This window comes from Hymenobacter sp. YIM 151858-1, from assembly GCF_025979705.1.
GTDB lineage: Bacteria > Bacteroidota > Bacteroidia > Cytophagales > Hymenobacteraceae > Solirubrum.
Map to the genome: position 1 here is coordinate 4,063,015 of NZ_CP110136.1, position 26,885 is coordinate 4,089,899.

Annotated in this window: 25 protein-coding genes; 15 read left to right on the forward strand and 10 right to left on the reverse strand. The window is 62.3% G+C overall.

Annotated elements, in window-relative coordinates; genetic code table 11:
• The first annotated feature begins 100 nt into the window (after positions 1-100).
• Complete coding sequence (locus OIS50_RS18060) at positions 101-1,603, forward strand: Do family serine endopeptidase (protein ID WP_264692030.1); 1,503 nt, start codon at positions 101-103, stop codon at positions 1,601-1,603.
• 204 nt (positions 1,604-1,807) lie between these two features.
• On the forward strand, positions 1,808-3,406 hold the full coding sequence (gene amaB, locus OIS50_RS18065; RefSeq protein WP_264692031.1) for an L-piperidine-6-carboxylate dehydrogenase: 1,599 nt from the start codon (positions 1,808-1,810) through the stop codon (positions 3,404-3,406).
• A 111-nt stretch (positions 3,407-3,517) separates the two neighbouring features.
• Here amaB and OIS50_RS18070 read toward each other — a convergent pair whose 3' ends face one another.
• Together OIS50_RS18070 and OIS50_RS18075 are read right to left on the reverse strand one after the other, a co-directional pair.
• Positions 3,518-4,078 carry a hypothetical protein gene (locus OIS50_RS18070; RefSeq protein ID WP_264692032.1) on the reverse strand — a complete coding sequence of 187 codons (561 nt, stop codon included), beginning with the start codon at positions 4,076-4,078 and terminating at the stop codon, positions 3,518-3,520.
• A gap of 155 nt (positions 4,079-4,233) precedes the next feature.
• Positions 4,234-4,782 carry a hypothetical protein gene (locus OIS50_RS18075; RefSeq protein ID WP_264692033.1) on the reverse strand — a complete coding sequence of 183 codons (549 nt, stop codon included), beginning with the start codon at positions 4,780-4,782 and terminating at the stop codon, positions 4,234-4,236.
• Positions 4,783-4,989: 207 nt separating this feature from the next.
• On the opposite strand from OIS50_RS18075, the gene OIS50_RS18080 reads away from it, so the two are divergent.
• From OIS50_RS18080 to OIS50_RS18095, 4 genes are all read left to right on the forward strand, one after another.
• Positions 4,990-5,556: an RNA polymerase sigma factor gene (locus OIS50_RS18080; RefSeq protein WP_264692034.1), complete on the forward strand. Its 567-nt coding sequence runs from the start codon at positions 4,990-4,992 to the stop codon at positions 5,554-5,556.
• Positions 5,557-5,648: 92 nt separating this feature from the next.
• On the forward strand, positions 5,649-6,401 hold the full coding sequence (locus tag OIS50_RS18085) for an anti-sigma factor (protein WP_264692035.1): 753 nt from the start codon (positions 5,649-5,651) through the stop codon (positions 6,399-6,401).
• A 15-nt stretch (positions 6,402-6,416) separates the two neighbouring features.
• Positions 6,417-7,658 (forward strand): DUF4097 family beta strand repeat-containing protein, encoded by a 1,242-nt coding sequence (locus tag OIS50_RS18090; protein ID WP_264692036.1) that lies wholly within the window; start codon positions 6,417-6,419, stop codon positions 7,656-7,658.
• Positions 7,659-7,778: 120 nt separating this feature from the next.
• Entirely contained in the window at positions 7,779-8,306 is a 528-nt protein-coding gene (locus OIS50_RS18095; RefSeq protein ID WP_264692037.1) for a PPC domain-containing DNA-binding protein, read from the forward strand.
• On the opposite strand, the gene OIS50_RS18100 is transcribed toward OIS50_RS18095, so the two are convergent.
• A complete protein-coding gene (locus OIS50_RS18100; protein WP_264692038.1) occupies positions 8,303-8,953 on the reverse strand; it encodes a hypothetical protein in 651 nt (216 codons plus the stop codon). The genes OIS50_RS18095 and OIS50_RS18100 overlap by 4 nt on opposite strands.
• Before the next feature lie 153 nt (positions 8,954-9,106).
• Here OIS50_RS18100 and OIS50_RS18105 point away from each other — a divergent pair, with 153 nt between their 5' ends.
• The gene (locus tag OIS50_RS18105; protein WP_264692039.1) at positions 9,107-9,631 is read left to right on the forward strand and encodes a DUF4442 domain-containing protein; all 525 of its coding nucleotides are present in this window, start codon (positions 9,107-9,109) and stop codon (positions 9,629-9,631) included.
• Positions 9,632-9,825: 194 nt separating this feature from the next.
• On the opposite strand, the gene OIS50_RS18110 is transcribed toward OIS50_RS18105, so the two are convergent.
• Both OIS50_RS18110 and OIS50_RS18115 read right to left on the reverse strand, forming a co-directional pair.
• Positions 9,826-11,367 (reverse strand): DNA integrity scanning protein DisA nucleotide-binding domain protein, encoded by a 1,542-nt coding sequence (locus OIS50_RS18110; protein WP_264692040.1) that lies wholly within the window; start codon positions 11,365-11,367, stop codon positions 9,826-9,828.
• Positions 11,368-11,451: 84 nt separating this feature from the next.
• The gene (locus tag OIS50_RS18115; protein WP_264692042.1) at positions 11,452-12,273 is read right to left on the reverse strand and encodes an energy transducer TonB; all 822 of its coding nucleotides are present in this window, start codon (positions 12,271-12,273) and stop codon (positions 11,452-11,454) included.
• 103 nt (positions 12,274-12,376) lie between these two features.
• On the opposite strand from OIS50_RS18115, the gene OIS50_RS18120 reads away from it, so the two are divergent.
• Positions 12,377-12,817, forward strand: a complete 441-nt coding sequence (locus OIS50_RS18120) for a RidA family protein (RefSeq protein WP_264692043.1) — start codon at positions 12,377-12,379, stop codon at positions 12,815-12,817.
• A gap of 494 nt (positions 12,818-13,311) precedes the next feature.
• Complete coding sequence (locus tag OIS50_RS18125) at positions 13,312-14,199, forward strand: cyanophycinase (RefSeq protein ID WP_264692044.1); 888 nt, start codon at positions 13,312-13,314, stop codon at positions 14,197-14,199.
• A 92-nt stretch (positions 14,200-14,291) separates the two neighbouring features.
• Here the strand turns inward: OIS50_RS18125 and OIS50_RS18130 are convergent, their stop codons facing one another.
• Complete coding sequence (locus OIS50_RS18130) at positions 14,292-14,591, reverse strand: KGG domain-containing protein (protein ID WP_264692045.1); 300 nt, start codon at positions 14,589-14,591, stop codon at positions 14,292-14,294.
• Positions 14,592-14,775: 184 nt separating this feature from the next.
• Positions 14,776-15,126, reverse strand: a complete 351-nt coding sequence (locus tag OIS50_RS18135) for a hypothetical protein (protein WP_264692046.1) — start codon at positions 15,124-15,126, stop codon at positions 14,776-14,778.
• Positions 15,127-15,401: 275 nt separating this feature from the next.
• Between OIS50_RS18135 and OIS50_RS18140 the strand changes: the two genes are divergently transcribed.
• The 5 genes from OIS50_RS18140 to OIS50_RS18160 all read left to right on the forward strand — a co-directional run bounded on the left by OIS50_RS18140 (position 15,402) and on the right by OIS50_RS18160 (position 21,958).
• Positions 15,402-16,883 carry a response regulator gene (locus tag OIS50_RS18140; RefSeq protein WP_264692047.1) on the forward strand — a complete coding sequence of 494 codons (1,482 nt, stop codon included), beginning with the start codon at positions 15,402-15,404 and terminating at the stop codon, positions 16,881-16,883.
• A 78-nt stretch (positions 16,884-16,961) separates the two neighbouring features.
• On the forward strand, positions 16,962-18,509 hold the full coding sequence (locus tag OIS50_RS18145; protein ID WP_264692049.1) for an FAD-dependent oxidoreductase: 1,548 nt from the start codon (positions 16,962-16,964) through the stop codon (positions 18,507-18,509).
• Between the two features lie 379 nt (positions 18,510-18,888).
• Positions 18,889-20,715 carry a MutS-related protein gene (locus OIS50_RS18150; protein WP_264692050.1) on the forward strand — a complete coding sequence of 609 codons (1,827 nt, stop codon included), beginning with the start codon at positions 18,889-18,891 and terminating at the stop codon, positions 20,713-20,715.
• Positions 20,716-20,779: 64 nt separating this feature from the next.
• Entirely contained in the window at positions 20,780-21,127 is a 348-nt protein-coding gene (locus tag OIS50_RS18155; RefSeq protein ID WP_264692051.1) for a hypothetical protein, read from the forward strand.
• A gap of 462 nt (positions 21,128-21,589) precedes the next feature.
• Positions 21,590-21,958: an STAS domain-containing protein gene (locus tag OIS50_RS18160; protein WP_264692052.1), complete on the forward strand. Its 369-nt coding sequence runs from the start codon at positions 21,590-21,592 to the stop codon at positions 21,956-21,958.
• Positions 21,959-22,038: 80 nt separating this feature from the next.
• Here the strand turns inward: OIS50_RS18160 and OIS50_RS18165 are convergent, their stop codons facing one another.
• Together OIS50_RS18165 and OIS50_RS18170 are read right to left on the reverse strand one after the other, a co-directional pair.
• Positions 22,039-22,611, reverse strand: coding sequence for a DUF3575 domain-containing protein (locus OIS50_RS18165; protein WP_264692053.1), 573 nt, complete (start codon positions 22,609-22,611; stop codon positions 22,039-22,041).
• Between the two features lie 275 nt (positions 22,612-22,886).
• Positions 22,887-23,273, reverse strand: coding sequence for a DUF983 domain-containing protein (locus tag OIS50_RS18170; RefSeq protein ID WP_264692054.1), 387 nt, complete (start codon positions 23,271-23,273; stop codon positions 22,887-22,889).
• Positions 23,274-23,574: 301 nt separating this feature from the next.
• Here OIS50_RS18170 and OIS50_RS18175 point away from each other — a divergent pair, with 301 nt between their 5' ends.
• Positions 23,575-25,722 (forward strand): FUSC family membrane protein, encoded by a 2,148-nt coding sequence (locus tag OIS50_RS18175; RefSeq protein WP_264692055.1) that lies wholly within the window; start codon positions 23,575-23,577, stop codon positions 25,720-25,722.
• Positions 25,723-25,727: 5 nt separating this feature from the next.
• Here OIS50_RS18175 and OIS50_RS18180 read toward each other — a convergent pair whose 3' ends face one another.
• A complete protein-coding gene (locus OIS50_RS18180; protein WP_264692056.1) occupies positions 25,728-26,711 on the reverse strand; it encodes a hypothetical protein in 984 nt (327 codons plus the stop codon).
• Between the last annotated feature and the right edge of the window lie 174 nt (positions 26,712-26,885).

Consider the following 26,885-nt stretch of genomic DNA (forward strand, 5'->3'; position numbering starts at 1 on the left):
GCGGTATCTTACGTTAGAGCTTCAGGCAAGCTTTTGAAGTTCACGAAAGCTTTCGTACTTTAACTTCAGACTCTCAACTTACCCAATACCTATCTTACCCATGCAAGCCAAACAAATGATGCTCGGCCTCATGGCCTCCGCCGTACTCGGTGGGAGCGTGGCCGTGGGAGGGTACAAGCTGCTGGAGCCCGACCGCTCGGCGGAGCCCCAAACGGTAGCCTCTGACCCCAACGTGCGCTATACCAGCGCCCTGCGGAACTCAACTTACAACGTGCCCGAGGGCCTGAACTTCGTGGCTGCTGCTTCGGCCGTTACCCCGGCCGTAGTGCACGTAATGACCGAGTACGCCCCGAAAGTGGCCCAGAACGACGCCATCCGGATGGACCCGTTTCTGCGCCAGTTCTTCGGCGACGATTTCAACGGCTACCACTCGCCGCAGCGCGGCCCGCAGGTAGGCTCGGGTTCGGGCGTTATCATCGCGGCCAACGGCTACATCGTTACCAACAACCACGTAATCGACAAAGCCGACAAGATTGAGGTAGTGCTCGACGACAAGCGCAAGTTCAGCGCCACGCTTGTAGGCACCGACCCCACCACCGACTTGGCTTTGCTGAAAGTAAATGCCGACAACCTGCCCTTTGTACGCTACGCCAACTCCGACCAGGTGAAGGTAGGCGAGTGGGTACTGGCGGTGGGCAACCCCTTCAACCTGAACTCGACCGTTACGGCGGGCATCATCTCGGCCAAGGGGCGTAACATCAACATCCTGAGCCGTGAGGACCGCATGGGTATTGAGTCGTTCCTGCAAACCGATGCCGTGGTAAACCCCGGTAACTCGGGTGGCGCGCTCGTGAACCTGAACGGCGACCTTATCGGCATCAACTCGGCCATTGCTTCGCGCACTGGCTCGTTCGAGGGCTACTCGTTTGCGGTGCCCAGCTCTATCGTGAGCAAGGTGGTTGATGACCTGCTGAAGTACAAAGTGGTGCAGCGCGCGCTGCTGGGCGTGAACATTCGGGAGGTAGACGCCACCCTAGCTTCGGAGAAAAAGCTGAAGTCGCTCGACGGCGTGTACGTGGTGGGCCTGAGCAAAGGCAGCGCCGCTGCTGATGCCGGCTTGCGCGAAGGCGACATCATCACCGAAATCAACGGCGTGAAGGTGAACACCTCGTCGCAGTTGCAAGAGCAGGTAGCCCGTTTCCGCCCCGGCGACAAGATTAAGGTAACCTACGTGCGCGGCGATGACCGCAAAACCACCAACGCTACGCTGCGCAACTCGGCCGGTACCACCGACATCGTGCGCGAGGAAACCGCTGCCACCGTGGAGTACGAAGGCGCCAAGTTCTCGCCGCTGAGCCGGCAGGAAATGAGCCGCCTCGACCTAGAAGGCGGTGCCAAAATCAGCGGCGTGCGCGGCTCCAACTTCCGCGAAACCGGCATCGGCGACGGGTTCATCATCACCCGCATCGACAAGAACAAGGTGAGCAAGCCGCAGGACGTGAAGCGCTACCTCGAAGCCGCCAAGGACAACCAAGGCGCGCTGGTGGAGGGCGTATATCCCGATGGCCGCAAAGCTTACTACCCCATTGGGCAGGTAGAATAATAGGCTGCCTACCCTGCTAGAAGCCCCCGCCACCTAGGCGGGGGCTTTTTTGTTAGCTTTGTTTCGACACCAAAACCCGCATTGGGCTGCGCCGGGTAGGCGGCTTTCCACCCGTTTGTTCCTAGGTGGGGTGCCTGCCACCCCGCAGGAGGATCCACCACCGCTCAGGGCAGCCCAATTGCCGAACCATCACTTTCCCACCCCATGAAACTCGCCATCGAAGAAGCCACCGCCACTGGCACCGACGTGCAAAACCACGACCACCACGGCATCCGTCAGGTGCTGCGCGAACTAGGTATTCAGGACACCAACGCTGCCTACAGCACCGGCCTGCAGTGGGGCGGCGAGGGCAACGAGCAAGTACGCAGCATCAGCTCGCCTACCGATGGCAAGCTCATCGGCAAGGTGCGCATGGCCACTGCCCAGGACTACGAGCAGGTGGTGCAGCAGGCCCAGCAAGCATTTAAAACCTGGCGTGAAGTGCCGGCCCCGAAGCGCGGCGAAGTAGTGCGTCAAATCGGCAACAAGCTGCGCCAGTACAAAGAGCCGCTGGGTAAGCTGGTGAGCTACGAAATGGGCAAGATCTTGCAGGAAGGCTTGGGCGAAGTGCAGGAAATGATTGACATCTGCGACTTTGCCGTGGGCCTCTCGCGCCAGCTGCACGGCCTCACCATGCATTCGGAGCGCCCTGCCCACCGCATGTACGAGCAGTACCACCCCCTAGGTGTGGTAGGCATCATTTCGGCCTTCAACTTCCCGGTAGCGGTGTGGAGCTGGAACGCCATGCTCGCGGCCGTGTGCGGCGACGTGTGCATCTGGAAACCCTCCGAGAAAACGCCGCTGGTAGCCGTGGCCGTGCAGCACATCATCAAAGATGTGCTGCAGGAAAACGAGCTGCCCGAGGGTATTTTCAACCTGATTGTAGGCGACGCCGAAATCGGCGCCCTGATGGCTGCTGACGAGCGCGTGCCGCTGGTATCGGCTACGGGCTCCACGCGCATGGGCAAAAAGGTTGGTGCCGTAGTAGGCGCCCGCCTGGGTAAGGCCTTGCTCGAGTTGGGCGGCAACAACGCCATCATCCTCACCGCCAACGCCGACCTCGACATTGCCATTCGGGCGGTGCTGTTTGGCGCCGTGGGCACGGCCGGCCAGCGCTGCACCACCACGCGCCGCCTCATCATCCACGACTCGATTTACGACGACGTGAAGCAGCGCCTGCTGGCCGCTTACCCCAAGCTGCCGGTTGGCCACCCGCTGCAGGAGGGCAACCTCGTAGGCCCGCTCATCGACCAGGACGCCGTGCGCGGCTTCTCGGAGGCCCTAGGTAGGGTGCAGCAGGAGGGCGGCAAAGTGCTGACGGGCGGCGAGGTGCTGAGCGGCGCCGGCTACGAAACCGGTACGTACGTGCAGCCCGCCTTGGTGGAGGCCGAAAACCACTACCACACCGTGCAGGAAGAAACCTTTGCGCCCATTCTGTACCTCATCCGCTACTCCGGCGACGTACAGAACGCCATTGAGTTGCAGAACGGCGTGCGCCAAGGCTTGTCATCGTCAATCTTCTCGCTGAACATGCGCGAAACCGAGGCTTTCCTGGCGGCTACCGGCTCCGACTGCGGCATTGCCAACGTGAACATCGGTACCTCCGGCGCCGAAATCGGCGGGGCCTTCGGGGGCGAAAAGGAAACCGGCGGCGGCCGCGAATCGGGCTCCGACGCCTGGAAGATTTACATGCGCCGCCAAACCAACACCATCAACTACAGCACGCAGCTACCGCTGGCGCAGGGTATAAAGTTTGATATCTAAGCTGCCCGCAACTCCGAAGATGCGCTCAAAAACAAAGGGCTGCCCCAACACGGGGCAGCCCTTCGTTTTTGAGCAGCGGCGCCGCACCTAGGCGCTGGGCGTTGCGGCAGCTTACTTGGCCAGCTGCACGTCGCCGTGGCCTTTGCAGAGGTAACCCAGCGCGCCGGTGTCCAGCTCGTTGTACATCACGTAGTACAGGCGGTAGGTTTTGCCTTTTTCGAGCTTGGGCCCGTCGAGCACCAGGGCAAAATCGAGCAGCATGTTGGTGGCACCCGCTACGGAGCTTTCGGAGCGCAGCGTGCCGGTTTGCATTACGCGGTAGCGCTTATCGACGAGCACGTAGCGGATGCGCGGCCGCGAACGACCTAGGGGCTGAAAATCGGCGGCGAAATTGGCGAACCTCGGCGCGGGGTTGGGGTAGAACAAAAACCGCGCGTTGCTGAGCAACTGGCTGTTGGGGCCGTCGATGGCGAAAGGCAAATCCTTGAACAGTTCGCGCTCCTGCTTGCTCCAGACTAGGTCGGTGGTCCATTCGCTACCGTTGGTGGGGCCCGTGGTGCGGCCTTGGGCATCGGTGCGCGTAATGCCGTCGTCGTCGCCGAAATCGATTTTTTCGCAGGCGCCCAGCAGCAGGCAGAGCAGCAGCAGGTAACCGGAAATGCGGGTGCGCATGGGTTGGAGCGGTAACTGGTGAAACAAGCCGCGGGCCCGATTGGCGGCCAACGCAACCGCAACTTAACCGAAGTGCTGCAACGTGCAAATGCGGGCGGCACAACACCTAATCCCTAGGTGGCGGGCCCGCTAGGGCCGAGGCCGGCCAAGGGCAATCAGCGCTCAATCTTGATGTCGCCGTGGCCTTTCAGGTACAGCTGGTTGTTGGCGTCGTACACCACGTAGTACATCCGGTAAAGCTTACCGTCTTCGAATTTATCGGCCGGGAATTGCACTTTGAACACTTGTTCGGAGCCGACGTTGGCCGGGCCGGCAAAGCGGTGCACCGGGCGGTATTTTTTATCGACCACCACGGCGCGCATCTGCAGTGGCTCGGCAGCAGGAGAAGGGATGTCGCGCGTCGGCCGGTTGCCTAGGTAAAAGATAACCTCTTCGGCGCAGGGGTTGGGGTACAGGCCGATGCTGTTGAAGGTGCCGCGCCCGGCTGCGTTCAGGTCTACGCCGCTGTCCTTAAACAAGTCGCGCTCCTGCTTTTCCCAAGTGCCATCGGTGGTCCAGTCGGTTTTATCAACCTGGCCCGTGGGGTAGTTCTGCACATCCTTCTCGGTGTAGCCCTCCTTAGGCCCGAAATCGACGCGGTTGCAGCCGGCCAGCAGGGCCCCGGCGGCCAGCCAGCCCACGAAAACGCGTAAAATCTTATTCACAAAATGATACTCACTGAGGCGGGGTGTTCCGCACCCCAAATATAGCTACCGCCACCTAGGGAACTTTCAGGCCGCGTGCAACCTCATAAGCGGTGCCGGGTCTTTGGAATGCTGATGATCAGGAGAGTGGAAAATATCCCGACGATGTCCGACCTTTATCATCCACCCTCCCTCGTTAGCGAACCTCCGCAACCACCCGCTGCGCCTATGGAAGCTGTTGCCTACGTTGATATTAACGCTCCGCTGGTGGAGCGCTGCCGCCTCGGCGACCGGCGCGCCCAGGCCGAGATTTACAAGCGCTACGCCAAAGCCATGTTCAACGCCTCGTTGCGCATCACGGGCGACTACGCCGAGGCTGAAGACGTGCTGCAGGAGTCGTTTCTGAGTGCGTTCCGGGAGCTGCACACCTACAAAGGCGACTCGTCGTTCGGCTCGTGGCTCAAGCGCATCGTTATCAACAAAAGCATCAACTGCCTGCGCAACCGGCGCCTGCAACTGGTGCCGCTGGCCGAGCAGCACGACGGCGCCGGCTCCGAGGAGTTTGTAACGCCGGGCGAGGCCGACGACGTACAGTGGCGGGCCGATGTGCTGCGCCGCTGCATTCAGGAGCTGCCCGATGGCTACCGCCTGGTGCTGACGCTGTACCTGCTCGAAGGCTACGACCACGGCGAAATCGCCACCATTCTCGACATAACCGAGTCCACATCCAAGTCGCAATACAGCCGCGCCCGTAAAAAGCTCCTAGAGCTGGCGCGCCAACACGGCTTGTCTTAATTGTTTCACTGAACAGCGGCTAGTAGGGCGCCCACCCAACCTCAACCAGCGCCCCAGCCGCGGGGAGCCACGTGCGAAAGACCATGACTGTCATGAAACCTAACTCCGGACTAGAAGGCTTTGTGGAGCGGCACCGCGCCGACCTCGACAGCTTCGAGCCGCGTGCCGACTTGTGGGACGCCATCGAAGCCCGCCTGGATGAGCCGGCCGACGAGGACGAAACGCCCACCCACGTTTTGCCCCTCAACCCGACTGTTGCGCCCACCCACCACACCGATACTCCTGCCGCCACTACGCCTTCGTTTGCGTGGCAGCGCTACGTAGCCGCCGCGGCGGTTGCCATTATGCTGCTGGCCGGCGGCTACGGCCTGCGCCGCGCCGATGAGCTGAACTCGTTGGCAGGAGCCGTTGCCAGCGCCGACTACGAACTGCCAGCCATGGAGCAGCAGCCCAATGCGGTAGCCGAGGTAGTAGGCGCCCCCGAGCCCATGGCCGTTTCGGCGGGCCAACCGGCCGAGCAGCGCCTGGCTTCGTCGGTACGCCGCATGGAGGCTTATTATGCTTCGCAGATTTTGGAAAAGCAGCACGAGCTGCGCCAGCTCGACGAAAGCGCCACCCCGGGCACCATGCCCCAGGCCGCCGACTGGAAGCACGAGCTGACCGCCCTCGACTCGACTTACCGCCAGCTGCGCACCGAGTTGTACCGCAACCCCGACCCCGATGCGGTGCTGGAGGCCATGAACCGCAACCTGCAAATCCGGCTGGATATCCTGAACCAGCAGCTGCGCACCCGCGAGCAAATCCGCCAGTACCACGACGAATCGTACGCCGAGGCGTCCAAATAATCCCGCTTACCCACCATGCGTTTTCTGCTCCGACCTTCTTCGCGCCTGATGCTGCCCCTGCTGGCGGCCCTGGCAACTGTTGCCGCGCCGGCAGCAGCACAGGTACGGGCGGCTTTGGTAGGCGGCTTTGTGCAGCCTTGCCCCGAGGTCCGGTACTGGGATCAGCCCACGCCCGAGGCGCCTTTTCAGCAGGTGCAGCAAAACGGTGCCCAGCCCGATCCGGCGGCGGCTCCGCTGCCGGCCTTCGAGAAGAGCCGCAAAATCAGCCGCACGTTTAAGGCCGTGCCGGGCCGCCAGTTTACGCTCGACACCCGCTACGGCCGCGTGCAGGTGAACACCTGGAGCCGCAACGAGATTAAGACCGAGGTAGACATTACCGCCCGCGCCGACGAGGAAGCCAAAGCGCAGCAGCTGCTCGATATGATTCAGGTGCTGATGCAGGAGCAACCCGGCCCCGAGGGCGGCCTGGTGGTGCAAACCCGCCTGGGCGAAATGCCGCGCGAGTGCTACAGCCGCCAGCGCCTCTACGAAATCAACTACACGGTTTGGATGCCGAAGAACACGCCCCTGAAGGTGCGCAACAGCTTCGGCGATGTAAGCCTGACCGGCGACCTGACCGGCCCTGCCGACCTGAGCGTGTGCTACGGCAGCCTGCGCACCGCCCGCCTCGATGGCCCGCGCAACAGCGTGCGCATCAACAACGGCGCAGCCGCGGTGCAGTACGCGCGCCAGGCCACCCTGGAGGCCAACCACTCGCGCCTGCGCCTCGAAGAAGGCCAGCAGGTTGACCTGCGCAACAACGGCTCCGACATCGACATCGGAACGGTGGAGAACCTGGCCGTGCACAGCAAGTACGGCGACGTGAACCTAGGCACCGTACGCTCGTTGCAGGGCACCACCGGCTACTCGCGCTTTAGCGTGTACAAAGTGTCGGAGCAGCTCGATATGAAGGTGCAGTACTGCCCCGCGTTCGAGGTGCGCACCACCGGCCCCAACTTCCGCCGCATCAACGTTGATGGGGGCTACAGCACGATTCTGCTGAACTTCCCCGACAACGCCGGCTTCGTGTTCGATGTAAACTCCGAAAACGGCAAAGTGCAGATGGATAAGCGCTTCGTGAAGGTGAGAACCGAGGAAAACAGCTCGTCGCTTACGGAGGTGCAGGGCCAATACGGCGTGGTGCAAGCCCGCCCCACGCGCCCGGCCAGCAGCGTCAACATCCGCACCCGTTACAGCAACGTCAGCTTCAACCGCTAAGCCTGTGCCCTAGGTGGGCTGCGTGGCAACCGAACCAAGAGCCGGCAACCGCCGGCTTTTGGTTTTTATAACCTCGCCGGTTTGGCCAAGGGCGATGCGCTTCCGCAATACATTTGCGGCATGCGCTTACTTCTGTTGTTGCTGTGCCTGTTGCTGGCCAACCTGGCCGGGCACGCCCAAACCACTGCCGCCATGCCTAACCCAACCGTCGCCAAATCGCGCATGCACACGCTCACGCTGCGGCTGCGCCCGGGACAGGACCTCAGGCAGCAACTTATGGCTTTAGTGAAGGCCGAAGGCATCAAGGCCGGAGCAATGATTACGTGCGTCGGGAGCCTAACGCAGGTTACGCTGCGCCTGGCAAACCAAGAGGGGCCTACGGAATACCGCGGCCACTTCGAGATTGTTTCGCTGGTGGGTACGCTGGCCGAAAGCGGTAGCCACCTGCACCTGTCGGTGGCCGACTCCACGGGGCGCACCATCGGCGGCCACCTGCTCGATGGCAACCTCATCTACACCACCGCCGAGATTGTAGTAGGTGTGCTCGATGAGGTAGAGTTTCGGCGCGAAGAAGACCCCACCTTCGGCTACAAGGAGCTGACGGTGCATCCTAAAGCCCCACGCAAGGCAAGCAAGCGCAGGCCTTAGTTCAGCGTGTAGCGCTCCAGCTCCAGCTTACGGTCGAGCATGTTCGAGTCGCGCTGGTAAATATCGGTGCGCACCATCCCGATGTTAGGCTCCACGTACTCCTCGCGCTTAATGATTTGGGGAGTGGCGTTGCCGGGGTACTCGTACTGGTATTTCATGCTGTACTGGCGCGCTTGGTACGTGGTGCCGTTGCAGGCTACCGGTTGTAGCGCTTCGGCGCGCGTGGTAAACACCCACAGCTTGTAGCTGGGGTACTGGTAGCCGATGCCAATGCCGCTATGCCGGGCGTTGGGGTAGATAATCACGCCGTCGTTGTTGGCGCGGTTGAAGTACACGTAGCCGTTGGCGTGGTTTTGCACGATGGATCGGTCGCTGAGTATAAACCATTGGCTTTTGTTGATGGTCGTGTCCTTCACCACCGAGCGCACGTAGCGAGCCTCGCGGTACACGTCGCCGTTGCCGTCGTAGTACGATACTTTGTACACCCACTCGTTGCCCACGGCCAAGGGCATAATTTGCTCTACGGGCTCAGGGTCCCGGTCTTTGTTGCAGGCCAGGGCACCTAGGGCTAGCAGGCCCAGCGCCAATAGCCGTACCGAAGTGCGGCCCGCAGTAACGGCAGATAAGCAACGAAAAAATGGCAGCATGAGGAGCAGGGAATAAGTGCGTTAAAACGAATAGTAACTCAATGATACTCGCAGCCGCGCCAAAGTTGCAAAGCCGCTCTTGGTGCTTCGCAAACCAATACCCACCTAGGGTTGGCAATTGCCGCTTACCTTAGGCAATCAACCACAACGCTCATGAGCTCATCCGTACCTGCCGCGCCTGCCCCGCTTACCGATACGCCTCAGCTGGCTGCATTCCGGCGCCGGCTGCTCAGCCCCGTTAAGCAGCGCTTGTTTATGCTCTCGCAGCTGCCCGCGGCGGGCTTTGCGGGCGTGCGCGTCGAGCGCATTACGCTGGAGTCGGCGGCGGTGTCGGTGCCGTTTACCTACTTCACCAAAAACCCCTTCCGGAGCGTTTATTTCGCTTGCCTGAGCATGGCCGCCGAAATGGCCTCGGGCGTGCTGGCCATGATGCACACCACCAGCGGCACGCCCGTGTCGATGCTGGTGGTGGGCATGGAGGCCGAGTTCCACAAAAAAGCCACCACGCGCATCGTGTTCGAGTCGGCGGATGGGGCGGCCATTGCCCAGGCCGTGGCCGAAAGCCGCGCCACCGGCGAAGGCCGCACCGTGGTGGCCACCAGCACCGGCCGCGATGCCGCCGGCGACGTGGTGGCCGTTTTCCGGATTACGTGGTCGTTTCGGGCCAAAAAGCGCTGATCCTTTGTAAACTGTTGCCTGAAATAATAGCTGAAATCCAGATTTCTGCGCATAGGTACAACCAAGTTTATTATTGGTATAAAACAGTATTCGATGTTGCTAATCTTATGGTTGAGCTTTGAGCGTTTCTGGCATCAAAAAAGCCCCTTACCGCAGCGGTAAAGGGCTTTTTAGTTAATATTCAGAAAGTTAAATCAATGCCGTTCGGGCAGGTTGTCCTGGGTGAGTATATCCACCAGGCCGTCTTCGCTTACCACTATGGCCATGCAGGGGTAAGGGCTGCTCTCCACGTAGCGCAGGGCCGAGTTGTAGCGGGCGCCCCGCGTGCTGGAGCCGCGCCCCGAAGCCTTGCCGTCGAGGATAACGCCGATGGAGTAGCAGTACGCTTCGGGGTCGATGAGCACGGCCCCGTCGATGGCCGTTACCAGGCGCGTGATAAGCGGCGTGAGCGGCACCGGCTCGATGAGCGTGCACTGCAGCTTCAGGCGGTCGGCCTCGGCTAAGGCCTCGGTGGTAATTACGACCAGCGTGCCCGATTGCTGCCGGCTGGCTTCAACCAGCACGTCCCACAGGCGCTCCACTTTGGCGGGGTCGGTAAGGCCGAAAGTCTGGCGCAGGCCCTGCCGAAACTCCGAGCGGCTGAGGCGGGTTTGCGGCAAGCTCGGCTGGCCGTACGAGGAGCGCATAATTACCTGCCCGCCGTGCCGGAACTCCCACACGTAATGGTGCAGAAAGCTGATAACGAACAGGTCTTCGCGGCTGCTGTCGTAGTTGCCTACCTGCCGACCTAGGGCGTACACGTTTTCGCCGTCGGAGAGCAGGCTCACGTCGTTGCTCGTCATCTGCAGCAGCTTGCGCACGGCCCGGTAGTCGGAGAGGGGCGTGGGGCAGGTGAGGGCAAAAATCTCCTGCACGTTGGGGTGGCCGCGGCGCGCCAGCAGCACCTGGCCCACGCCCGCCGTGCCCTCGTAGCGCAACGACGATACCGTGTTCAGGGTGTTGAAGAGCTTGGCCGCGGCGGGGTCCATGCCCAGGGCCTGGGCGGGCGTATCCATCAGCAATTTGCCGGCCGAGCGTACCACCTCGTCGGTGTCGCGGGGGCGCAGCAGCAGGCCAGAGCCGGGGTCGGGCTCCGTCAGCGACTTAATGCATTCTTCGTGGAAACGCCGCACGGCCGCCTCAATCAGCGACGAAGCCAAGGGGCGCCCGTCGGTGTAAAAGCGGTTGGGCTGCAACGCCGGGTGCGCCTTCAAAAACTTGCGCCGCACGCGCAGAATCGTAACGACGAAAAACTCCCCGATCAGCACGGGCCAGCCGGCAAACGAGCGCAGCGCCGAGCTTTTCTTTTCGAGCTCATCGAGCACCTCCTGCACGGCCAGGCGCAGGCCCATGCCCTCGAAGCGCCGCGTCATCATTTCGGTGGTGTAGCCTTCTACCAGCGGCATGGTGGCCTCCTTGGCGCGGCGCAGGTATTGGCCGCGCGTCATTACCTCGGCAAAGGCTTCGGAAGGCAGGCCGCATTGCTCGGGCTCCAGGCACACGGCCGGGCCGCCGTCGTTGGGGATGCCCAGCAGCATTACTTCGGGGCGCAGGTCCTGGTCGAGGTCGTCGAAGATACCATCGGCCATTACCTGCGCCGCCTGCTGAAAGCGGTGCTGGTAGGGCCAGATGGTAAATTCTAAAGCAGCCGGCACAATAATGGCCGGCGGCGAAACCACGGTAAGCGGACTAAACATGAGCGCCAGAGAAGGGAAGAGATAGAACTATAGTACCCGCCAAGCTAGCAATTGTTTGGGCGGGGTAGCGGCACCGGCAGCGGGCTACAGCTGAAACACAATCGGCAGCACCATCTTTTGCCGGATGGGCTGGCCTTTGTACTTGGCCGGTTGCCACTTGGGCGCCGTTTTGATGAGCCGGATGGCTTCTTCGTCGCAGCCCGAGCCCAGGCGCTTCACGGGCCGGATGTTGCTGAGCGTGCCGTCTTTCTCCACGGTAAACTCCATGGTTACGCGGCCCTCTACCTTGCGCTGGCGGGCCTGGGCGGGGTACTTCAGGTTTTGCTGCACCCACTCGAAAAACGCATCGGTGCCGCCCACGGGGCGCGCGGGCTCGTCGGGCGAAATGGTTTCGGGGCCGGCGTTGGCCGGCGCGGCGGCATCGGCGGCTTGCGTGGCCTGCGGCTGCGCCGCCCCGCCCGCTTGGGCCGTGGTGCCCGCGCCGCCCGGAATCTGGAACGTGATGGGTACCGTAACGCGCTGCCGCACCACCCCGCCGCGGTGCTGGGCGGGTTTCCACCTAGGGCCGGCCTTAATCAGGCGCAGGGCCTCGGCATCGCACTCGGGCGAGAGGCTTTTGGTAACCTGCCAGCCCGAGGTGTAGCCGGTTTTCTCGACCACAAACGTAACCTCGGTGGTGCCTTGCACGCCCGCTTGCAGCGCGGCGGTGGGGTAGGTGAGCTTATCGCCCAGGTAGCGGCCGTAGGCCTCGGCGCCGCCCAGGGGCTCGGCGGGCTTTTCGGCGGCGTCGTAGATGTCGGTGGGCGAGGCTTTGGGGTATTTCAGCTTTTGCTGGGCCAGGGCCGTGGTGGCGGGTGCGGCACCCAGGCAAACAAGCAGCAAGGCAAGGCGGAGCGTTCGGATCATAGCAGGGGGAGTAGGGTATGGGGCCAGGCGGCTGGGCTCAACAACGGTGCCAGCCCCCCGGCGGGTTCAGCGGAAGCTAGCAAAAAGCCATTATTTTGGAGCCATGAGCCTACTCGCCCCCGATTCATCAGCCCACAACTCTTCGCGCGCCCCCGAGCCGGTGGGGCTGTACCCGCATGCCCGCCGGGTGGGCAATTTGCTGTTTCTGTCGGGGGTGGGGCCGCGGCAGCGCGGGCAAAAGCACGTGCCCGGCGTGGAGCTCGACGAGGACGGCAACATCCTCCAGTACGATTTCGAGAGCCAGTGCCACGCCGTGTTCCAGAACGTGCGCTACATCGTGGAGGAAGCCGGCGCGCGGTGGGAGGACATCGTGGACGTGACCGTGTTTCTGACGAACATGCGCGACGACTTTCATACCTACAACCGCCTCTACGCGCAGTATTTCGGCACCAGCCAGCCCTGCCGCACCACCGTGGAGATAAACCGGCTGCCCACGCCCATTGCCATCGAGCTGAAGTGCATTGCCTGGGTGGGCGAGCGGTAGCCGCACCTAGGGCCGCCACACAAAACAGGGCCACCGGAATGCATCCAGGGGCCCTGTTGCGCATCCGGCGCTGCCAAAGGCGGCCCCCGATGCACTGCGACGGAAAACCAGCCGGGCCGAATGCCCAGCCAGCGTATAGCCGCGTACCCGTAGCCGGTACCATGTACCCCGTCGCGCGCTGAACGCTGGGCCGCAAGCTCGTTTTATTAAACGAGCAGAACGGCCCGGCGCGTGCAGTGATTAATACGGGGATTCGGCCCGATTAAACACGTAATATTTCTATTGAATAGTTCTGTTATGCTACCCGTTGGGGTGTTGCTGCAAGCCCAAAAAGCCTTTCGCTGTGCTACTTAAAGCCCCAGCGCCCTAGGTGCTGGTGGGGTAAGCCGGGCCCGGGAGGCATCTGGGTTAAGTGAAAGCGCAGCGTTTGGTAAACCTTTGGCCGTGGCTTGGGCGTAAGAAACAGCGCCGCACCAACGCTATGGAACAAGACTATGCCGAACAGCAAAAAAAAGACGGTTAACCACAACTCGGGCCTGAGTTGCCCCCCGCCCAAGGGTATCCTGATTGCCATTGGCGGGCGCGAGCAAAAAGGCGGCAACGATGGCAGCCCCGACGAGCAGGAAGAATTCGCCTCTGACAGCATTTTGCAGCGCTTTGTGGACGAGCTGCGCGGCGACGGCCCGGTGGTGGTGGTTCCGACGGCCTCCGAGGAGCCCGTGGAGTCGGGCCAGGACTACGTGAAGGTGTTTACCGAGCTGGGCGTAAAGCGCGTGGAGGTGCTCGATATCCGCTCGCGCGACGAGGTGGACACCGAGGAAAACATGCGCCTCATCGACGAGGCCGCGGGCATCATGTTTACGGGCGGCGACCAGCTGCGCCTCACGGCCATTTACGGCGGCACCGATTTGCTTAAGCGCATCAAGGAGCGCTACACCAGCAGCCACTTCGTAATTGCGGGCACCAGCGCCGGCGCCGCCGCCATGTCGACGCCCATGCTGTACCAGGGCCGCAACGACGCCGGCTACCTCAAAGACGAGATTCACGTAACCACCGGCCTGCAATTTCTGCACGATGTCGCCATCGATACCCACTTTGTGGCCCGCGGCCGCATTGTGCGCATGGCCCAGGTAATTGCCACCAACCCCGGCTGCGTGGGCCTTGGCCTCGAAGAAGACACCGCCGTGGTGGTAACCGACGGCAGCGAGCTGGAGGTAATCGGCAACGGCATTATCGTGGTGGTGGATGGCCGCCAGTGCAACGGCAACACCATTCATCTGGTAAAGCCGGGCGAGGTGTTTTCGGTGCGCGACCTGCACGTGCACCTGCTGGCCCGCGGCGAGCGGTACACCCTGCCCATTGAGGCGCACCTGCACCGCTAGCGCCCACCGCACCTAGGGCACCCACAACAAAGCGGCCCCCAGAAACCTCCGGGGGCCGCTTGGCATTCATAGCTCAGATAGACTAGCGGTAATTACTGTTGCTTGGTGCGATTCGAGCCGCTTGCCTGCCCGCCTTTACGGCCGGCCGCTCGGGCTTCCTCAGAGGTCCATTCGTGCCCACGCCCGCTGGCGTGCGATGCTTTGCCGCCTTCGGAGGCAATGCGTCGTTGTTGTTCGGGGTCCATGGAGGCGAAACCACGATTGCTGCTGCCCGACTTCTGGGTGCTGCTTTGGGTGCTGCTCTGCGTGCTGCGGGCTTCGCCACCCATTTTACCAGCTTTCGAGTGCTGCTCCGACGAGCCGCCGCGCATGTTTTGGTTGTTCGTTGCCATAGCTTGGGCAGTTTTGAGGGTTGGGTAATAGGTCAGGGAAATCTAGAGTCCTTAAACGGCGCTTCACCGCTTAAGGCCGAGCCTAGATGGGATTAAAATTTTTTTGACTGGGATTTTACCGGTTTTTACGCAGTTTGCCTCCGTAAAAACACCCATGAGCCTGGCCGCAAAAATGCCCCGAAGCCTAGGCGGCCGGCTGCAGCTCGGGCACCCGCAGCACGGGCACGTGCCGCTCCATGTCGATGATTGTGTGCAGCTTAAGCAGCCGCAGCAGCTGGTGCAGGTGCTGGCTTACGTTGTGCAGCCGCACGGCCACGCCGGCGCGCCGCAAGTGCAGCAGCCCCGTTACGAAATGGCCCACGCCGTGCGTGCGCAGGCAGCGCAGGCTTTGGCAATCAACCTCAAGGCAAAGCGGAATGCTCGGAATGTCGCGGTCGTGGGCCAGCGAGCGGGCCAGCTGCACCGGATCAACCGCGTTTAAATCAACCGAAAGAATGCGGACGTGGGGTAAGCGCTGAGAGGGGAAACCAAGCATACTTTGCTGAGCTAGGGTGATACATGAGCGGCGGAGAGAAGAAAGGACCGACACGCACCCCGGCGGAGGAAAGGGCGCTAGTTCAAGAGTAAGATCAAAATTATCTGGTTTACGTGCAAGATAACTACGTGTAAATAACCAATTTACTTGTCGCGTTTACCGCAGGGCCGTCCGTAGTACTGCTGAATCTGCACGGCGAGGCAGCATTTTTTTGGTGGTTGGCGTTAATGTTGTGTCCTCCCTGCCCCGCCCAACGCTTATTTCCTTTGCCTGCCATGACACGTCTTATTCTTGCCGACGACCATGCCGTTATCCGCGACGGTATCAAAGCCCTGCTAGCCGATGTACCCGAGTTTGAGGTGGTAGGACTGGTGAACAACGGCCAGGAACTGCTCGACCGCCTGGCCGACACCCCCGCCGACGTGGTGCTCATGGATTTGAACATGCCCGTGATGAGCGGCTTCGATGCCTTGCCTTTGCTGCGCGAGCGGTTTCCGGAGGTGCGCGTACTCGTCCTCTCCATGCTCGACCACGAGAAGTACGTGCACCAGGTGCTGGAGGCCGGGGCCATGGGGTACGTGCTGAAAAACGCCGGCAAAGACGAGATTGTGTACGCGATATACTTCCAGAATTACGGCTTCTTCGATCAGGAGCAAAATTTTGGGGTGCTGTTTGCCATCGACGTAACCGATACCGAGCGGGCCAACGTGCAGCTACAATCGGAGCGCGACTTTGTGAAAAGCCTGCTCGACCACAGCGGCGACGCCCTTATGGTGTTCGACCGCAACTTCTACATCACCGAGTGGAACCAGCGGGCCGCCGAGCTAACGCAGGTGCCCAGCGAAGACGTGCTGGGCAAGCGCATTTTCAGCGACATTCCGGCCTTCGACCGACTGGAGTTCCGGCGCATTGCCGAGCGCGTGCTGGCCGGCGAAACCGTAACCGAGTACAACATTCCGTTTAAGCGCCGGGCCGGAGCTTACGATGCCACCTTTGTGCCGCTTACCGATGCGCAGGGCCGCGTAGCCAACGTACTGGGCGTGGTGCGCGACGTAACCGAGCGCAACCGCCTGATGGAGCAAACGGCCAAAATGCGCCTGCAGCGCGAAAAGGAGGTGCTGAGCGCCATTATGCACACCCAGGAAGACGAGCGCAAGCGTATAGCCGAGGCCTTGCACAACGGCGTGGGGCAGCTGCTATACGCCAGCAAGCTGCACCTCGACTCGACGCCCGTGGATGAAACGCGCCGCACCGCTGCCGTGGGCTTGCTGAACGAGGCCATTAAGGCCACGCGCACCATTTCGTTTGAGCTAACGCCCAACGTGCTCGAGGATTTCGGCCTGAAATCGGCCCTGGAAGAGCTGTGCAAGCGCATTCCTAAGCAAAACCTGCACGTGCACCTGAGCGTGGGTGAGCTGCCACCCGCCATGCCGCGCCTCGTCGAAACGGCTACCTACCGCATTGCGCAGGAGCTGCTCAACAACGTAATCAAGCACGCCCATGCCCGCGAGGCATTTGTGTACGTGGAGCCGCAGGGCAAAAAGCTGCACCTGAGCGTGGAAGACGACGGCTGCGGCTTTGATGTGGAGAAAGCACGCGAGAAGCGCGGGGGCATTGGCCTGGCGGGCATCCGCAACCGGGTGGGGCTGCTCGGCGGCGAGCTTACCATTCGTTCGCGGCAGGGGCTGGGCACCACCATCACGGTGGAGCTGCCCCTAGGTGAGGAGGTGAAGAAGCGCAAAAACAGCAAGCCCTAACCGCAGCCCCACGAACCCGGCAGTGCGGCCGGGCGTAAGCGAACAACATCCGTTGTACGCTAACACCTGAGCCGCACTATGCTGACACCCGACCAAACCTCCGGCGCCAATACCACCTCGTGGCTGGCCACGGCCAACCGCCCCACGTTCGAACCGCTGAAGCGCAACGAAACCGCCGACGTGGTGGTGGTAGGAGCCGGCATTGCGGGCCTTACCAGCGCCTACCTGCTGGCCCGCGAAGGCAAAACGGTGGTGGTACTCGACGACGGCGAAATTGCCTCGGGCGAAACCGGCCGCACCACGGCCCACCTCTCCAACGCCCTCGACGACCGGTACTACCACCTCGAAAGCTTGTTTGGTGAGGAAGGCGCCCGCCTAGCCGCCGACAGCCACGGCTCGGCCATCGACCGCATCGAGAGCATCGTGCGCGAGGAAAAAATCGACTGCGACTTTGCGCGCCTCGATGGCTACCTTTTTCTGCCGGCCAACGGCACCGTAAAGGAGCTTGATGATGAACTGGAAGCTGCTCACCGCGCCGGCCTCATGGGCGTAACCCGCCTGAAAGATGCCCGCGTGAAAGGCTTTAAAACCGGCGAGTGTCTGCGCTTCCCCAACCAGGGACAGTTTCATATCGTGCAATATGTCAACGGGCTGGCCAAGGCCATTACCCAGCGCGGCAGCCGCATTTTTACCCGTACCCGGGTGCTGGAGGTGCACGGCGGCGACGATGCCCGCGTGGTAACGGCCGATGGCAAAGAGGTGCGCGCCAAGCACATTGTGGTAGCCACCAACACCCCGTTCAACGACCGCGTGGTGATGCACACCAAGCAGCACCCGTACCGCACCTACGTGGTTACCTTCCGGGTACCGAAAGGCAGCATTACCAAGGCCCTGTACTGGGATACCGCCGATCCGTACCACTATATCCGCCTGCAGGAACTCGCCGACTCCGACACGCACGAGCTGCTGGTGGTAGGCGGCGAAGACCACAAAACCGGCCAGGCCGACGACTACGAAGAACGCTTCCGCTGCCTGGAGGACTGGACGCGCGAGCATTACCCGAGCGTGCAGGAAGTGGCGTACCGCTGGTCGGGCCAGGTGATGGAGCCCGTCGATAGCCTGGGCTACGCCGGCCGCAACCCCGTCGACAACGACAACGTGTTCATCATCACCGGCGACTCGGGCCACGGCATGACGCACAGCACCCTAGGTGCCATGATCGTGACGGACCTGATTCAGGAGCGCGAAAACCCGTGGGCCAAGCTCTACGACCCCGGCCGCGTAACCCTCAGCCTCGACACGTTGAAGGAATACGTGAAGGAAAACGTGAACGTAGCGGCCGAGTACACCGATTTGCTTACCGGCGGCGACGTATCGAAGGAAGCGGAAATACAGCCCGGCTCGGGTGCCGTAATTGGCCGCGGCCCGCTGAAAGTAGCCGTGTACCGCGACGAAAAAGGCAAAACCCACGAGTGCTCGGCCATTTGCCCGCACCTGCACTGCGTGGTGCACTGGAACGGCACCGAAAAAAGCTGGGACTGCCCCTGCCACGGCTCGCGCTTCGACCCCTACGGCGTGCTGCTCAACGGCCCCGCCGCCACCGATTTGCCGAAAGTAGAAGGGTAGAAGCCCCGCCGCTTCGCTTTGCCAGCGCCACCTGCCTGCCGGTAGGTGGCGTTGCTTTTCGGCACCTAGGGCAGCTTGTCATGTCGAGCGTGAGCGAGACATCTGGGGTAGGAGTACAACGCCATCCGGTGAGCCTCAATCATTTGGGCGGATGCAACCCCCGAAAGCCGCCCCGTTGCCCTAGGTGCCGGCGCCATTTGCGGGGCCGACACCTAGGGCAACGCCCACCGAAACGACGCGCATTCATTTCTGGACCAGATGTCTCGCTTTGCTCGACATGGCAGGGGGAGGGCTCGACGTGGCAGGGGTGCTCGACATGACGAGATGCGGCATCCCAACCTAGGCGCGTATTTTCGGGTTTGCACTCCACGTTTTTTCTGTGCCTGTATCTTCTGCCATCCGCCCGCTGCACGTTTCGCCAGCCGAGGTTTTTGCCGATAACCTGATCAGCTACGCCGCCGAGGAGCAGCACTTTGCCACGCGGCACCGCGCGGTGGGCTGGCTGCGGGTGTTCCTATTTGTAGCGGGGGCCGGCGGCGCGTGGTGGCTGTTCGAGCAGGGGCAGAACGGCCTGGCCGTTGGTTGGCTGGTGGTAGCGTACGTGCTGTTTTTGCTGGTGATGCGCTGGCACGGCCGCATTGGCTACCAGCTGCGCCAGCGCCAGCTGCTGCGCCTCATCAACCAGGAGGAGCTCGACCGCCTGGGTGGCAAGCTCGCCGGCTTCGACGAGGGCCTGCGCTACGCCGATGCCGCGCACCCCTACACCGCCGACCTCGACGTGTTCGGGCCGCACTCGTTGTTTCAGCTGGTAAGCCGCACCACCTCGCGCCTGGGCCAGGATGCGCTGGCCGGGTGGCTGCAAGCGCCCGCGCCGCCCGAGCAGCTGTGGCTGCGCCAGCAGGCCGTAGCCGAGCTGGCGCCCGATGTGGTGTGGCGGCAGCACTGGCAGGCGCGGGCCCGGCACTTCCCGAAACAGTCCGACGACCCACGGCCTTTTTTGCAGTGGATGCACGCCCCCGATTTCTACGCCCGGCGCGGCTGGCTGCTGGCTTTGCTTTTCGTGCTGCCGCCGCTGGCAATCATTGGCTCGGCGCTGTGGCTGATGGGGTGGTCGGGGTGGCTGGCGGGCGGGCCGTTTCTGGCTATGTACGCGCTCAACTACCGCTTTCGGCAGGAGCGCGACGCCGTGTTCGAGCGCAGCATGGATATGTACGACGTGTTGCGCGCCTACCGCGACCAGCTGCTGCACCTCGAAGGCCGCCCGTGCACCACGCCTTACCTGGCTAGCCTGCGCAACCGCCTGCTCGAGCGCGGCGCACCGGCCTCGGGCTACGTAGCGCGGCTGGCGCGCATCGCCCAAAACTTTTCGCTGCGCTGGAGCACCCTGGCGGGTTTCTTCGCCAACAACCTGCTCATGTGGGACTTCTTCTGGATGTGGCGGCTGGAGCGCTGGAAGCGCCAGCTGGGCGGCGCCCTGGAGCCCTGGCTGGAGGTAGTAGCCGAAGTAGAAGCCCTGGCCAGCCTGGCGGCCACCCAATACGCCAACCCCGAGTGGGCCGTGCCCGAGCTGGTGGCGTCGCCGCTCACGTTCGAGAGCGAAGCCCTGGCGCACCCGCTCATCCTCAGCCCCGAGCGCGTAGCCAACAATTTTGCCACCGCAGGCGCCGGCCGCACCGCCCTCATTACGGGCTCAAATATGTCGGGCAAAACCACGTTTCTGCGCACCGTGGGCGTAAACCTGGTGCTGGCCCTGGCCGGTGGGCCGGTGTGCGCCCGCCGCCTGCGCTGCGGGCCGGCGCAGCTCTTCACGGCCATGCGCACGCAGGATAACCTGGCCGAAAGCACCTCTTCGTTCTACGCCGAGCTGAAACGCCTGCGCCAGCTGCTCGACCTCACCGAGCAAGGACAGCCGGTGTTCTTCCTGCTCGATGAAATCCTGAAAGGCACGAACTCGCGCGACCGGCACGACGGCGCCCGCGGCCTCATCCGGCAGCTGCACCGCCGCCCGGCCAGCGGTTTCGTGAGCACCCACGACCTGGAGCTCGGCGACCTGGAGCAGGAGCTGCCGGGCTTCGTAACCAACTACAGCTTCAACAGCGAAATCATCGGCGACGACATCCGGTTCGACTACCGTCTCACGCCGGGCCTGTGCCGCGAGTTTAACGCCAGCAAGCTGATGGAGCTGATGGGCATCGGCACAAAATAGCCGCGCGTGCAACGCCGGCAGGGGCGGGCGGCTCTAACTATAAACCACCAACCCCCTTGCCGCTATGCAAACCGCTGCTGTGCTGGGCCGCCTGCTCGCGAGCCTGCTATTACTTGCCCCCCTGGGTGCCTGCGAGAAAGACGACGACGCCAAAGCCAGCGTGGCCGTATCCTACGCCCAAACCTATTGCCTCGATCGGTGGGGCGGCGCCGTTACCCCCGACGAGCTGGTGGCCACGGCCACCTCGTACCTGCAGCAGCGCGGCATCGGCTTAACCGATGCGCGGGCCGCCGCTGAGCGCCCCGCCGAGCCCTGCAACGCCTGTTCGTGCAAATCGGGCGTGATTTTGCGCGCAAAGGCGCGCGAGCAGGATGTGCCTGCCTTGCAGGCACTGGGCTTCGAGCGCCAGTAACCCAGGTGCTGCCGAAAGCCCGGTTCACCTAGGGCGGTTTGCCCGGCTTCAGTGGGCCAGGCAGCGGGCACGCTGGCCTTTTAAACGATAGTTGGCGTAGCGTGCAGCCTTCGTGCAGCTTGGCTTGTATGTAGAAACATACGTAAGGCGCTGGCTGCCGCTTATTTGCTTGTAAGTAGTTAGTCCACTGCGGTATCGGGGCAAATACGTAATCTGCAAAATCGAACAGCTAAGCTTATATAACTCCGGAACTATCCTCCTAACTTCAAAGTATGTATTGGAAAACCACAGTGCAGTAAAGCCTGGCTGGTATACGGTGCGTTAAGCACGCCGCGTAGCGCAAGGTCCAGAACTTTGTCGCCCATCAACGCGCCAGATTCGTATACATCCGGGCCCTGGTTGCCGCGCTGCTTCAACTCCGCCACACTCCCGTCACCTGCACCTAGCCAATTCTTTCGTCTCATGGAGGTATACCGCGAAATTCTGCCCGAAAGCTACTTGCTCATCCTCGCCGACGATATACCTACCACCGTGGATGACGAGGATGCCTTGGACCGCGCCCTGCGCCGCGCCAGCCGCAGCGGAAAATCGAGCGTGTGGGTTGATTGCAGCCATTTGCACCACCTGCCCCCCGATACCGCCGAGCTGCTGGGCTACTACTACCAGCGGCTGGCCCGCCACGGCATGAGCCTGGTGCTGTGCCACCTGAACGCTGAAGTGCGTGCCGAGCTGGAGTTGTTGAGCGCTACCCCGCTGCCGGTAGTCGATACCCTGCTCGATGCCGAGAAATACTGCCACCAGGAATTGCAGAACCGCCGGCTATCGGCTTAGCCGACGGTGCGAAAGTCGTTTTCAACAACAAAGCCCGGCCAAGCGGCCGGGCTTTGTTGCGTTTGGTGAGCAGAGGAGGCTTAGAAGGCAATACCAATCGTGAAGCCGGGGCGCAGCCCGAAGCCGTTGAACATACCGGTATCGAGCTCGTCCTCGTTCGAGCCATCGTCGGCCTTGGCCGAGCCACCGTTGTAGCCCAGGCCCAGGTACGGGTCGATTGTGATGCGGTCTTTGAACATCCACTGACGGCCTACGGCTACGCCGGCGCCAAACGTGGTGAGCTTGCCTTTGGCTTCGCGCTCCACAGTGGTGTCGGTAACGTAGTCGTAGTCTTCGTATTTAGTCGACAGCGACATGCTCTGGAAGCGCAGGTACGGACCTACGTAGAAGCCATTCATTGACGTACCTGAGAGGTAGAAGCGGTACTCCGGGGTGAAGATGACGCCGGAAAGCTTGGTGTCGCCGGGCGTCCAGCTGGTGAAGGCAAAGCCGAGCTGGGCCGAGCTGGTTTCGGATACTTTGCGCTCGTAGAAGAACGAGCCGGTTTTCACAAGCGGACTAAAGATGTTGGCTTTGAGTGCGTTGCTGCTTTGGGCCGAGGCCGCAGTTGCGCTGGCAGCCAGTACGGCAAGGCTGAATAGAGCCTTTTTCATAACGGTATAGGTTGTTGAGAGGGGAAGGCAGGCGCGAAAACCTTTTCGCAGCAGCAACGTTACAAATAGATTTGTCTATATCTAAGAACAATTGTAGACAAATGATGTGATTGACTTTTCCGCCCTTTTTGCCTTCGGTGCCCACAGCGCAAATGCGGGGCAGTAAGCGAACCTAGGGCAAGGCATACCGGGTTGCCGATAAAGCCACAAGCCCGGCACCGCGGCGTTTGGGCGCGCGGTGCCGGGCTTGGCAGTTGACGAAAGAACCTAGGAAGCTACGCCACCGGCGGCCGCGACTCCACACCGCCAAACAGGTACAGCATCAGGGCCCGCGAGTAGCGGAATACGAGCGGCGTAGAAAGCAGCGCCGCCACGCCCACTACCGTGATGTACACCCACAGGGGCGGATCGTTGGCGAGGTAATACAGCAACACCCCCGACAGCACGAAGATGGCCACCGTGAAACCGTAGCTGAAGTACATGGCACCCCAGTAAAAGCCCGGCTCGGGCTCGTAGGCCTGCCCACACACCGGGCAAGCCTCGGGCATATCGGCGAATTTGGAAAGGTTGAACGCCGAACGCGAAAACAGCGGCCCCTCGTGGCAGCGCGGGCAGCGTAGCCGTAGCAAAGCCCAGGTAGCCGACGATGCAGAATTAGCCATAGCAAAGCAGGTAGTAAGCGTGGCAAAGGTACCGAAGGCTTATACGGATACCGCGGGCCAGTTCGGGGTAGTGGCCCGGCAAATCTGCAAAAGCCCGGGCAACGGCACCCTGGCCTGCCCTAGGTATTGCCGCGCCTAGGGCGCTTGCCGCACGACAAGCAAAACGAGCTGCCCAGGCCGTACTCAGTTACGCCCGCGGCCCAACGGCGTTTTTTTGCTTGCGTATGGCTACGTTGGCAAGGCCAAACGGCCGGGGCCGGCTGGCGCGCATGCTGCGCCAGGCCCGCCGCCGATTTCCACCATGCGCAAACACGAACGCACGCTCCAATACTTTTTCTTCGGGCAAGACTTCGCCGACGGCCTGCGCGTTGCGCTCAGTATTCTGCTGCCCGGCCTCACGCTGGCCCAACTCGGGCACTTCGACCTAGGGCTTACCGTGTCGCTCGGGGCGGTGTGCGCCAGCCTGCCCGATTTGCCCGGCCCCATTGCCCATAAGCGTAACGGCCTGCTGGTGTGCAACCTGCTGGTATTTGCGGTGGCCCTGCTCACGGGCGTGGCCCGTATGCACGTGCTGGCCCTGGGGGCCGAAATCGTGGCGCTCAGCTTCCTCTTCACGCTGGTATCGGTGTACGGGGTGCGGGCGGGGGCCATCGGCTCGGCCGGGCTGCTCATCCTCATCCTGACCATGGACCGCGACCTAGGGCCCGCGCAGCTGCTGCCGTACGGCCTGCTGGTGCTGGCCGGCGGGCTGTGGTACACGCTGGTGGCGCTGCTGGCCTACCACGTGCAGCCCTACCGCCCGGCGCAACGGGCCCTGGGCGAGTGCATTCATGCCATTGCCGAGTATTTCCGGCTGAAGGCCGAGTTCTACGACCCCGAAACCAGCCTCGAGCAGGATTACCGCGCCTTGCTGAAGCAGCAGGTGGTGGTTACCGAAAAGCAGGACGCCGCCCGCGAAATGCTGTTCAAAACCCGCCAGATTGTGCAGGATACCACCGGCTCCGGCCGGCGTTTGGTGCTCACGTTCGTCGATGCGATGGACCTGTACGAGCAGGTTGTAGCCGCATATTACGATTACGCCTCGCTGCGCCAGCGCTTCAATCACACCGGCGTGCTGGCCGATGTGGCCCGCCTGATCCGGCGCATGGCCACCGAGCTCGACCACCTGGGGCTGGCCATCCAAAGCAACCGCCCCTACGCGCACCACTCCGACCGCACCGCCGAGCTGGAGCAGCTAAAGGCCCGCATCGACCGCATTGGCGAGCAGGAGCCCGGCAGCAACCTGGTGCTGCGCAAGTTGCTCGTGAACCTGCGCAACCTGCACCAGCGCCTCGCCGACATCACCCGCTACGCCGACCCCGAGTACCGCGCCCCGCTGGCACCTAGGGCCGGCGAGTCGGACTACTCACGGTTTGTATCGCGGCAGTCGCTGAGCCCGGCCTTGCTTCGCGACAACCTCACCATTAGCTCCGCTACGTTTCGGCACGCGCTGCGCGTAACGGTGGCCGCAATCGTCAGCTTTGGGGTGGCTAAGCTCCTGAACTACGGCCACCACGGCTACTGGATTATGCTCACGGCCGTGTACATGCTCAAGCCCGGTTTCAGCCTCACCAAAGAGCGCAACCTGCAGCGCGTGTCGGGCACCTTGCTGGGTGGAGTGCTCGGCGTGGCGGTTCTGTACCTGGTGCCGAGCGAGGTGCTGCAATTCGGCTTTTTGCTGGTGTTCATGATTGTGGCCTACAGCTTTCAGCGGCGCAGCTACATGGTAATGGTGCTGTTCCTGACGCCCTACGTGCTCATCCTGTTCCACTTCCTGGGCATTCAGTACGTTAGCGCCGCGGGCGAGCGGGTGCTCGATACCCTCATCGGCTGCGCCATTGCGCTTACCACCAGCTATCTGCTGCTGCCCCGCTGGGAATCGGAGCAGCTGGGCACCTACATGCGCGATGTTCTGCGTGCCAACCGCAACTACCTGCACCGCCTGGCCGATTACCTGGCCGGCGGCAACCTCAGCGCCATGGACTACAAGCTGGCCCGCAAAGAGGTGTACGTCAGCTCCTCCAACCTGGCCGCCGCCTTCCAGCGTATGCTTTCCGAGCCCAAGCACAAGCAGCGCCACGAGGCCGAGGTGCACCAGTTTGTGGTGCTGAATCTCATCTTGTCGTCGAACATTGCCACCTTGGCTTCGGCGGCCCGTGCCAATGCCTTGCCGGCTGTGCCGCCCGAGGGGGTAAAGCCCCTGCGGCAATCGTTGGCTTTGCTCTCCGAAAGCCTGCGCAAAGTAAGCCCCGATACCGCCCTGCCCGAGCTGCCGCCGCTGCCCGGCGCCCTAGGTGCCGAAGCCAAACCGGCGCCCACGGCCGAGGAAAAGCTGTTGCTGGAGCAGCTGGATTTCGTGCAGAAAGTAAGCGCCGATATCCGGAAAGTAACCGATGCGGTAGCGCCCTAGGTGCGCTAGCGGTAATACTCGTACTGGTAGCGGAACAGCCTGGGCGCCCCGGTAAGCCCGGTGGTGGTTTCGCCCTTAATCAGGCCCTCGGGCAGGTAGGCGTACACGGTGTAGCTCGTGCGCGGCGGTATGCGCACCGACGAAACCGTTTCCCGTCGCCCAATCAGCTGGCCCAGGCTGTTGTAGGTGTACAGGATTTCGGTGTGCAGAATCTGCGGTTCGGCGCCGTTGCCAATGCGGGTGTTGGTTTGCTCGTGCAGCAGGCGTTGCTGCGCGTCGTAGCGCCAGCGGTGCAGTACGTCCAGGTTTTGCCCGCGGCGCACGGCGCCCAGCAACGGCTCAAAAGCCACGGCCATGCTCTGGGCGGGGTTGGTGGCCAGGCGGCGGGCGGGTTTCAGGGCAGCGCGGGCAGCAATGCGGCCCTGCTCGGCGGGGCGCCCCTGGCGCAGCACCCGGTACCGCGCCGACGAAAAACTGAGCTTGCTGGAGGTGTCCACCGAGCTGTATTGCAGGTACAGCACCGTATCGGGGTTGGGCGTGTAGGTGAAGCGGTGGTAGAAACCGTTGCCGCCCCGGGCGCTGCGCATGGGCACCTGCTCGTAGGTAAGCAGGGTGTTTTCGGGCGGCGCCGCAGGGGCCGGGGCCGCCGACGAGGCGGTGGGGGCCGCCGTGGTAGGCTGGGCAATACTGCCACTCACGGCCGAAGTTCGCACAACCTGATACGCGCCCACGGGCACGCTATAAATTCCTGCCAAACCAGCCAGTGCGCGCGAGTTCAGCTCGCTGTCCGTCCAGGCCCGTAGCAAATGGCCCTGCTGATCGAACTCTTGGTAAGCCACGGTGTCGCCGAGTTGCCCCTCGTCGTCGATGCTCACCTTCGCAATTCGCTTCACCTGCTTGCTCGCCAGCAAGCGTTGGTAAGCCGAATCGGGTACGGGCAAGGCCGGCCGCACCGTTCTGATGTAGGCTGAGGTGGTTCGCAGACCCATTGCCGAAACTTCACTGCTGTACCAAGGGATTGGGCCGCGCCGATTCGAGATATACTGAGCCGCAGCCTTGTGGGCACCCAGGATAGTTGCCCCAGCAAGCACACAAATGATTAAAGCTGAACGCATACTTGATCGATTAAGGTAGTTGTGAATATAAAAAGCAACCGTTGCATC

Excerpts from the sequence above, each read along its gene's own strand:
- OIS50_RS18060 (WP_264692030.1), top strand. The coding sequence starts at position 101 with ATGCAAGCCAAACAAATGATGCTCGGCCTCATGGCCTCCGCCGTACTC.
- amaB (WP_264692031.1), top strand. The coding sequence starts at position 1,808 with ATGAAACTCGCCATCGAAGAAGCCACCGCCACTGGCACCGACGTGCAA.
- OIS50_RS18070 (WP_264692032.1), bottom strand. The coding sequence starts at position 4,078 with ATGCGCACCCGCATTTCCGGTTACCTGCTGCTGCTCTGCCTGCTGCTG.
- OIS50_RS18080 (WP_264692034.1), top strand. The coding sequence starts at position 4,990 with ATGGAAGCTGTTGCCTACGTTGATATTAACGCTCCGCTGGTGGAGCGC.
- OIS50_RS18085 (WP_264692035.1), top strand. The coding sequence starts at position 5,649 with ATGAAACCTAACTCCGGACTAGAAGGCTTTGTGGAGCGGCACCGCGCC.
- OIS50_RS18090 (WP_264692036.1), top strand. The coding sequence starts at position 6,417 with ATGCGTTTTCTGCTCCGACCTTCTTCGCGCCTGATGCTGCCCCTGCTG.
- OIS50_RS18095 (WP_264692037.1), top strand. The coding sequence starts at position 7,779 with ATGCGCTTACTTCTGTTGTTGCTGTGCCTGTTGCTGGCCAACCTGGCC.
- OIS50_RS18100 (WP_264692038.1), bottom strand. The coding sequence starts at position 8,953 with ATGCTGCCATTTTTTCGTTGCTTATCTGCCGTTACTGCGGGCCGCACT.
- OIS50_RS18105 (WP_264692039.1), top strand. The coding sequence starts at position 9,107 with ATGAGCTCATCCGTACCTGCCGCGCCTGCCCCGCTTACCGATACGCCT.
- OIS50_RS18110 (WP_264692040.1), bottom strand. The coding sequence starts at position 11,367 with ATGTTTAGTCCGCTTACCGTGGTTTCGCCGCCGGCCATTATTGTGCCG.
- OIS50_RS18115 (WP_264692042.1), bottom strand. The coding sequence starts at position 12,273 with ATGATCCGAACGCTCCGCCTTGCCTTGCTGCTTGTTTGCCTGGGTGCC.
- OIS50_RS18120 (WP_264692043.1), top strand. The coding sequence starts at position 12,377 with ATGAGCCTACTCGCCCCCGATTCATCAGCCCACAACTCTTCGCGCGCC.
- OIS50_RS18125 (WP_264692044.1), top strand. The coding sequence starts at position 13,312 with ATGCCGAACAGCAAAAAAAAGACGGTTAACCACAACTCGGGCCTGAGT.
- OIS50_RS18130 (WP_264692045.1), bottom strand. The coding sequence starts at position 14,591 with ATGGCAACGAACAACCAAAACATGCGCGGCGGCTCGTCGGAGCAGCAC.
- OIS50_RS18135 (WP_264692046.1), bottom strand. The coding sequence starts at position 15,126 with ATGCTTGGTTTCCCCTCTCAGCGCTTACCCCACGTCCGCATTCTTTCG.
- OIS50_RS18140 (WP_264692047.1), top strand. The coding sequence starts at position 15,402 with ATGACACGTCTTATTCTTGCCGACGACCATGCCGTTATCCGCGACGGT.
- OIS50_RS18145 (WP_264692049.1), top strand. The coding sequence starts at position 16,962 with ATGCTGACACCCGACCAAACCTCCGGCGCCAATACCACCTCGTGGCTG.
- OIS50_RS18155 (WP_264692051.1), top strand. The coding sequence starts at position 20,780 with ATGCAAACCGCTGCTGTGCTGGGCCGCCTGCTCGCGAGCCTGCTATTA.
- OIS50_RS18160 (WP_264692052.1), top strand. The coding sequence starts at position 21,590 with ATGGAGGTATACCGCGAAATTCTGCCCGAAAGCTACTTGCTCATCCTC.
- OIS50_RS18165 (WP_264692053.1), bottom strand. The coding sequence starts at position 22,611 with ATGAAAAAGGCTCTATTCAGCCTTGCCGTACTGGCTGCCAGCGCAACT.
- OIS50_RS18170 (WP_264692054.1), bottom strand. The coding sequence starts at position 23,273 with ATGGCTAATTCTGCATCGTCGGCTACCTGGGCTTTGCTACGGCTACGC.
- OIS50_RS18175 (WP_264692055.1), top strand. The coding sequence starts at position 23,575 with ATGCGCAAACACGAACGCACGCTCCAATACTTTTTCTTCGGGCAAGAC.
- OIS50_RS18180 (WP_264692056.1), bottom strand. The coding sequence starts at position 26,711 with ATGGGTCTGCGAACCACCTCAGCCTACATCAGAACGGTGCGGCCGGCC.